This window comes from Bacteroidales bacterium (assembly GCA_018334875.1).
Classification (GTDB): domain Bacteria; phylum Bacteroidota; class Bacteroidia; order Bacteroidales; family UBA12077; genus JAGXLC01.
Window position 1 is genome coordinate 1 of sequence record JAGXLC010000226.1, and the last position, 6,684, is coordinate 6,684.

A 6,684-nucleotide genomic window follows, 5' to 3' on the forward strand; every position below is an offset into this window, starting at 1 on the left:
CCATGCTCCCTGAGAATACGGGTGATGGCCCGGGTATCCACATCAAAGATAGCCGGCACCTGTTGTTCCTCAAGCCACACCCCCAGGCTTTGGTTGGCATTCCAGTGGCTGTATTCAAAGGAATAATCCGATATAACCAGACCGGAGACATGGATGCGGTCGGATTCAAAATGCCTGAGAAGGCCCTGTGCCGCTTCCCGGGCAGGAACACCATAATTGCCGATCAGGGGATAGGTAGCCACCAGGATCTGACCCTTATAGGAAGGGTCGGTGAGACTCTCGGGGTAGCCGGTCATGGCCGTGTTGAAAACCACCTCCCCGGCTGTGGAACGCGAAAAACCAAAGGATTTACCATGGAAGGTGCTACCGTTTTCCAGTACGAGACGGGCATTCTTTGTTTTTACCATACATCAGGGGTTATGTAGTTCATCCTTTAACCCGGGATAGGCCCCGGACAAGGCATTTTTTAGGTCATCCGGCTCATAGCCGTCGCGCAGAACCACCAATATGGTATCATTGCCCGCCAGGGTACCAGCCACCGGCGCCAGGTCTTCGGCATCGATGGCCGAGGCAATGGCATGGGAATAGGCCGGGACGGTGCGGATCACCCCCATCTTGCCGGAAAACTCCATAGAAAGAAATCCTTCCAGGGCATGGCGTGCCTGAACATGCTCCTGGATCTGAGCCGCTGCCGACTGGGGCATCACATACCGGTAATGGCCTTTGACATCCGGCATCTTGGCCACCTTCAGCTGCTTCAAATCACGCGAGAGGGTGGCCTGGGTGATGGCATAACCCAGGGCAGAGAGCCTTTCCAAAAGCTGATCCTGGGATGTAACCCGCTCTCGTTCAATGATCTCTACAATCTGTGACAAACGTCTGTTTTTGGGTTCCATGTAAGATTCCGTATAATTATACAAGCCAGGTGCAAAAATATACATCCGGGATTGCTTTGCCAAAAATAGTTATTAACAATTGTGCTCGCATCAATCTTTTGAGTTAATAATCGGGGACTCATAAGCACGGAGCCTTGCATTAAAATATACATATACCATTGAAGTCTACTCTCTAAGTCAAAAAAATCCAACTAAAAGAGTATAGATACCTGCTCTTTGTCTTTTTATAAATAATAGCTCTAAAATAGCATGCATAAGAGATCCAGCCTTCTATATCTAAGGTTATGAAAAAGAAGAAATGGAAGGAACTTTTTATCGGATACACTTTATTTCAGTTGGGCATTATTTCCTATTGGGACTGAAGGAGCGGAGCTATGTACAGAATCACAAAACAATATACATGGAACATTCCATTTTAGCCTGTCAAAAGAGGCAGTCGTTTACTGTTATACATGCCCAACACGACGATCCAGCAAAGCCCTCAATCTCTGAAAAAAGGTAAAAAAATGAACAAGAAAATCTCCAAGTCTTATCCGGAAATACCCTCCAAGGATATAAACGGTAAAAAGTATTTTATTTTTCTGCTTTCCAAATGGTATTGGCTTTTAATCCCCCTCACGGTGGCCATGAGTCTTGTATACCTTTTTAACGATTCAGTACCAAATAGATATGAGCTGAATTACCTCATCATGTATAAAGAAGAATCGGAGAGACGAAGCCGAAGCGATAATGCTGTTGAAAGTCTGGAAATCCTCAGGAATATTAACCAGTTCGATCTTGAAAGCAATATGGAATTGCTAAAGTCCCATCAATTGCTGAATAAAACACTTGAAAAGCTGGACTTTGAGATCTCCTATCATAAAGAAGGCAGGTTCTATGATCAGGAAATTTATCGTTCAGCCCCGTTTAGGGTAGTTCATGAACAATCTCCAGCGCTTTACACCCATCCTGTTTACATTGAGCTGCTCTCGGCAAAGAGGTATAAACTCACCATAGACCGCCCGGAACTTTTTGTGGAATACGAGGTGGATTTTGGCAAGCAGTTTTCAAAGCATGGGTTAAACCTCAAACTCATAAAAAATGAACATACTCCTGAAGCCCTCGTTGAAGAAAATCGGTTTTATTTCATCGCGCATAATATGACCAATCTGATCAGGTCCTATCAGGAGAAGCTTGAAGTCCTGCCTGTTGAAGAAGAAAGCAACATCCTTAAGCTTTCTGTGACAGGTCATGTGCCAGAGAAAGAAAACAAATTTCTCACAACCCTGGTCGAAACATACAAAAATCATCAACTTGAAAAGATCAATGAGAATGCGGATAAGTCCATTCAGTTCATTAATCACCAGATGAGCACAATAGAGAAGAGGCTGTTGCAGTATGAAAATGAGCTTCAGAACCTGCGGATGAACAACAAACAAATCGGCTCCGGTAATATCAACCAGGAATACACGGACTATGGTGAAGGTCAGGGGCAATCAGGCTCGTTGTATAATCAAATAAACGAACTGGAAAACCAGAAGATGTCCCTGCAGGAAAATAAAGATCAATTCAGGTATTTAGCCGATCTGATCAAAAACAACCAAAACCTGGATAGCGTTATTCTTCCTATGAACAGTGAAATAGAATCAGCAGGCATACGGCAGCTCATGGATGAAATCACTGATACTCAAGAGGAGATCGATGCGGCCAGTCAAAATGTCCAAAGCAATCACCCTCACTATCAATCACTCAAAGAGACCTATAAGAAACAAAAGCAATCTCTGTACACCCGGGTAAACAGCTATATAAATTATATAGATAAATCGATTGCCAGGTTGGAAGAAAGAATCAATGACCTTGAATCACAAATCCCTTCCTATCCCCGTAGGGAAAGACGCTACCAGGAGTCACAGAGAAAGATCGCTCAAAATGAGAACATCCTGAATAATCTCTCAGAGAAGAAGCTTGAATTTGAAATGATAAAGGCCTCCAATACAAACAATTTTGAAATATTAAAAGCATCCAGACCTGAACAGGCCAATTTGGTATACCCCAATAAGAAAATTAATTACCTGTTCGGCTTTTTTATAGGTTTTATACTTCCGGCAGGATTGTTAATAATGAGAAAAAACAGCTTCGAGAAAATAGAGGAAAAGAATGAAATAAGTGAAAATACTTCGATTCCCATTCTGCATGCCCTTGAGGACAATCCTTTTAAAACAAACCTTCCGGTATTGCATTATCCGCAATCTCACATTGCAGACGCATTCAGGAGCATCAGGACCAAGATCAGGTACAAGCTAAAATCCTATGATTCCAAGGTAATCATGATCTCTTCGATGGTAAGCGGGGAAGGAAAAAGCTTTGTCACGGCAAACCTTGGGGCCATAATGGCCATGGGTGAAATGAAAACGATCATAGTAAGTGCTGATATACGAAAACCTACGCTTCATAAGATATTTCCCGTGACTAACAAAATGGGCTTAAGTAATTATCTGACCAACCATTTCAATTATGAAGATCTTATCCAGCCAACCCCTGTAGATAACCTGTATTTTCTGCCAGCTGGAAAATCCGGGTCCAATGCGGGAGATCTTTTTTCTGAAAGCAAAATTAACGCCTTGCTGGATTATTTATCCACCCGGTTTGAATATATTCTGTTTGATTCCCCTCCCTTCTCCATGGTTCCGGAATCCATGATCATTAGTGAACAGTCCCACTGTAATGTATTCCTGTTAAGACACATGTACAGCCCCAAAAAAATCATTGAATCCCTAAATGAAATATATGATGAAGGAAAGTTAAACAACATGTTTCTCCTGGTTAATAGCGTTAAAAAAATGAAAGGTGCAGGATTTGAATATTATTTCGGATATGATTCGGCCTATGGATTTGGATATTATAATCACTATTACAATAATAAGGAAACTTCCATGAAAATTCCGGAAGGTGAAAAGTTAAAACGATGATTAATTTTTGAATAAAAAAAGATATGAAACACAGAATCTCTCTTTATTGCATTGTATTTGTCGCGATTATAACCAGTTCCTGCAACACATACAAGAAGTATACTTACCTGAGAGACATCCCCATCACGGGGCACGCTCAGAAGATCGTCAAAAACAAACCCACCTATCACATTCAGCCGGGTGACATACTCTATGTTAGGGTTATAACGCCCGATCAGTCAATGGGCGAAATATTCAACCCATTTTCCCAACGTGGTCAGACTAACGCCAGAATGGGCGGTGAGACCATGTACTTTTACGGTTATTCGGTCAGTGATGCAGGCTATATTGAAATTCCGGTGATTGATTCCGTTCAGGTGGGAGGGATCACCCTGGATGAAGCCAAAAGAAGAATCGAGGAGAAGGCCAAAGACTATCTTAAGACCCCCCAGGTCATCGTCAAAATGGCTCAATTTAATTTCACCCTGCTGGGTGAGGTCGCCAGTCCCGGGCTACAGACGGTATACAGAAATGATGTGAACATGATCGAGGCCATCTCATATGGTGGAGGTATCACCTATAATGGTGATCGAACAGAAGTGTTGATTTTGCGAACAGTCAAAGAAGGTACCAAAACCTTCCAGGTAGATTTAACCGATAATGAGATTGTGAAATCGGATTTATATTATGTCATGCCCAATGATATTATATATGTCAAACCCCGTCGGTCAACTGCCATCCGCGAGGAAACCTCGGATTTTCTATTCGGGGTCAGTGCATTATCATCCATCCTTACAACAGCATTATTGATCTGGAGGCTTGAATTGTAATTCAAACCAATAATTTGATTAAAATATATAATCCTTTGATATTAACCCGTTATAATGAGCGAAAACCAAATTAAAGAAAAAGTGCATCAATTCATCAGTGAAAATACCTACGCTGATCCCGGGAAAATTCAGAGCAACACCTTAATCTTTCAGGAAGGCTATTTTGATTCAATGGGTTTCATCACATTGATCACTTTTCTTGAAGATGAGTTCAATGTCAAAACCGAAGACAAGGATTTTGTCGAAGAAAATTTCGAATCGATCAATGCCATATCCAATTACGTTACTCAAAAAATGGCTGTTAACTCATAATCGTCCTCTCTGAAAAAATAGCCCTTACTAACTTGTATGTGTGGAATAGCAGGGATATGGAATCCATCCCAAAAGATTACCCAACATAAGGAAATCCTCAAAAACATGTTGGCCCGAATCCATTATCGGGGCCCTGATGAATGTGGCATGTTGACTTCCGGGCATCTTTTGATGGGCAACGTGAGATTAAACATCATTGATCCGGAGGGCGGGACCCAACCCCTCTGTGATCAGACAGAAAGGTACTGGATTGTATTCAACGGAGAAATTTTCAATTACATTGAATTAAGAGAGGTTCTGAAAAAAAAAGGTTGCCGATTTAAAACCCAGTCCGATACAGAAGTATTGGTGCAACTTTATGCGCTTTATGGAGAAAAGGCTTTAAATAAGCTCAATGGTCAGTTTGCATTTGCCATATGGGATAAAAAAACTGGAAGTCTGTTCCTGGCCAGAGATCATGTGGGCATAAGACCTTTATATTATAGCTGGTATAAAGGAACGTTTTTGTTTGGTTCTGAGATAAAATCCATTCTTCAGTTTTATAAAACTTCACCTGAAATCAATCCCAGGGCCCTGCACCAGATTTTTACCTTTTGGGCTCCATTGTCTCCCAATACCATCTTCAAAGACGTATATGAAGTACCTCCAGGTCATTTTTTAACCATTAAAAAAGGGAAGACCGAAGTTAAAAAATACTGGCAACTGAATTTTTCTCAAACAAGAGATATGAATCTCAGTGAGACTATGGAAGAATTCAATGAACTTCTGTATGATTCGGTGAGGTTGAGATTACGCTCTGATGTCCCGGTGGCAGCTTATCTGAGCGGTGGCATTGACTCCACAGCAACCACTCGTTTTATTAAGGAGATTCAACCACAAAACCTGCAAACTTTTTCCATCGGTTTTGAAGAAAATCAATATGATGAAACGAACTACCAGAGTAAAGCTTCGAAATATCTTGATACCACACATAAGCAGTTTATATGTAATAATGAAAGTATAGCCGAATATTTTTCAAAGATCATCTGGCACACAGAAGTCCCTGTTATCAGGACAGCTCCGGCACCCATGTATTTTCTTTCCCGGTTGGTGAAAAAAAACGATATCAAAGTAGTGATTACCGGGGAAGGAGCAGATGAAATGCTGGCCGGTTACAACATATTTAAGGAAACTCTCATTCGAAATTTCTGGGCGAAATACCCCGATTCTAAGTACAGACCATTACTCCTGAAAAAACTTTATCCCTATATTCCTTACATGGCCAATGCCAGTCCGGGTATGTTAAAAATGTTTTTCGGTTACCGGCTGGAAGATACTTCCTCTCCATTCTATTCGCATCTGATAAGATGGAACAACACATCCAAAATAAAAAATTTCTTTTCCCCGGAGCTTCTAAATGGACACGCTTCCTATAATCCTCAGGAAGATATTTATTCCCGGCTTCCGGATGATTTTAATACATGGACTCCTTTGGCCAAATCGCAGTTGCTGGAAATTAACCTGTTTATGTCGGGATATTTATTATCCTCACAGGGAGACAGAATGGCCATGGCAAACTCCGTTGAAGGAAGATATCCATTTCTTGATCGCCGCATCATGGAATACACTGCATCATTGCCGGACAATTTTAAATTGAACGGATTAACTGAAAAATTTCTGCTTAAAAAGCTTATGAAGGATAAAATACCATCGGATATTGTGAAACGATCCAAGCAAGCC

6 protein-coding genes are annotated in these 6,684 nt (G+C 41.4%); 4 read left to right on the top strand and 2 right to left on the bottom strand.

Annotated elements, in window-relative coordinates; translation table 11 throughout:
- Positions 1-407 (bottom strand): carbamoyl-phosphate synthase (glutamine-hydrolyzing) small subunit (locus KGY70_14925; GenBank protein ID MBS3776487.1); only part of this gene is annotated, 407 nt, incomplete at its 3' end.
- Between the two features lie 3 nt (positions 408-410).
- Positions 411-896: a hypothetical protein gene (locus KGY70_14930; GenBank protein MBS3776488.1), complete on the bottom strand. Its 486-nt coding sequence runs from the start codon at positions 894-896 to the stop codon at positions 411-413.
- Between the two features lie 506 nt (positions 897-1,402).
- Between KGY70_14930 and KGY70_14935 the strand changes: the two genes are divergently transcribed.
- The 4 genes from KGY70_14935 to asnB form a co-directional block, all read left to right on the top strand.
- Entirely contained in the window at positions 1,403-3,844 is a 2,442-nt protein-coding gene (locus KGY70_14935) for a polysaccharide biosynthesis tyrosine autokinase (protein MBS3776489.1), read from the top strand.
- 23 nt (positions 3,845-3,867) lie between these two features.
- Positions 3,868-4,653 carry a polysaccharide biosynthesis/export family protein gene (locus KGY70_14940; protein ID MBS3776490.1) on the top strand — a complete coding sequence of 262 codons (786 nt, stop codon included), beginning with the start codon at positions 3,868-3,870 and terminating at the stop codon, positions 4,651-4,653.
- 54 nt (positions 4,654-4,707) lie between these two features.
- A complete protein-coding gene (locus KGY70_14945) occupies positions 4,708-4,965 on the top strand; it encodes an acyl carrier protein (protein MBS3776491.1) in 258 nt (85 codons plus the stop codon).
- A gap of 36 nt (positions 4,966-5,001) precedes the next feature.
- Positions 5,002-6,684, top strand: a 1,683-nt coding sequence (gene asnB, locus KGY70_14950) for an asparagine synthase (glutamine-hydrolyzing) (GenBank protein MBS3776492.1), incomplete at its 3' end; no start/stop codon positions are given.